General features: G+C 64.8%; 1 protein-coding gene. It reads left to right on the top strand.

Annotation, left to right across the window (positions count from 1 at the left end):
- The coding region (locus tag AF337_RS12010; RefSeq protein WP_152971011.1) for a TIM barrel protein at nt 1–330 on the top strand (330 nt) is incomplete at both ends.

Raw genomic sequence — 330 nt, 5'->3', positions numbered from 1 at the left:
GCGCTGCTGAACGCGCCTGCCGTCGATGCCAAACATACCCGCGCCCTGCTTGAAAAGAACAAGCTGCGCGCCGTCTGCTCGCTCGGCCTGCCGGAACATGCCTGGGCCTCCGTCCGCCCGGATGCCGCAATCGAGCACCTGAAGGTTGCGATCGAAAAGACCGCAGAAATGAACGCCGAGGCCCTGTCCGGCGTCATCTTCGGCGGCATTGGCGAGCGCACCGGCGTGCCACCGACGCAGGGCGAATACGACAACATCGCCAAGGTGCTCGACGTAGCGGCAAAGCATGCTAGGAAGCACGGCATCCAGCTCGGCGTCGAGGCGGTGAAC

It is taken from the genome of Rhizobium ecuadorense, assembly GCF_001187535.1.
Taxonomy (GTDB): domain Bacteria; phylum Pseudomonadota; class Alphaproteobacteria; order Rhizobiales; family Rhizobiaceae; genus Rhizobium; species Rhizobium ecuadorense.
This window is presented reverse-complemented; position numbering and strand designations above follow the sequence as displayed.